This is a genomic window from Bartonella sp. TT110JLCBS (genome assembly GCF_042193405.1).
Lineage (GTDB): Bacteria > Pseudomonadota > Alphaproteobacteria > Rhizobiales > Rhizobiaceae > Bartonella.
Map to the genome: position 1 here is coordinate 1 of NZ_JBHILT010000201.1, position 756 is coordinate 756.

1 protein-coding gene and 1 pseudogene are annotated in these 756 nt (G+C 34.4%); both read left to right on the forward strand.

Features of this window, described 5'->3' with window-relative positions:
- Positions 1-194 precede the first annotated feature (194 nt).
- Entirely contained in the window at positions 195-338 is a 144-nt protein-coding gene (locus ACFILW_RS10445) for a TrwH protein (protein WP_273790050.1), read from the forward strand.
- Positions 335-756: pseudogene (locus tag ACFILW_RS10450) on the forward strand (hypothetical protein); the annotation flags it as partial. The gene ACFILW_RS10445 and the pseudogene ACFILW_RS10450, both read left to right, overlap by 4 nt.

The following is a 756-nucleotide window of genomic DNA, read 5'->3' on the forward strand; positions in this document are numbered from 1 at the left end:
TGACAAAATAACAAGGATATCCAATCCTAAAGTAAAAAATATTCGCACCGAAATTGAGCTGTTTTCATAAATTAAAAAATGAAATTAAGAAAAGATCAATTATCGCAAACTATACACTTTACTTTAATGTCAAAATAATAATAATGACAACAAATATCAGGATATATATAACAATAAAAAAGAGTTATATTAAAATGAAGTCGATCATTCTTATAATTTTGATTGCAAACCTTTTATCGGCTTGTGCTTTAGCACCAAAGCTAAAACAGCCAAATGATAGGAACCGTGTACCTATTAATAAAACAATCCCTGCCGAAATCAAGCGAGGAGACAGATGAAAAAGCGATTTATTATAACAGGAATGGTTACCCTTTTGGCAATGATGAATTTGGCACATGTAAATAGCAAACAGGTGTATGATAGAAATGACGTAGATATCTACCAAACAAAAGACGGTCGAATACATAGGGTATATCATGGCTTTTCAGATACAACACACACTAGAGATGTTAAAATTAGACGTAAAAAAAAGCCAAACCCGCCTAAAAAGTCGCGACCTGCTTCACCGCCACAACCTGCTTCACCGCCACAACCTGCTTCAACGCCACAACCTGCTTCAACGCCACAACCTGCTCTATCAGCAGAATATTCGGAAATCCTTCAGCTTTTAAAAAAAGATGAAATTATTGAGCTCTTAACAAAACAGCTTGAGTTGAAAAAAGAACAAATTTCGCAAACAGAAAAAACCTATCAAGC

Bases quoted from the DNA above. Each gene is read 5' to 3' on its own strand.
- ACFILW_RS10445 (WP_273790050.1), top strand. From the start codon at position 195: ATGAAGTCGATCATTCTTATAATTTTGATTGCAAACCTTTTATCGGCT.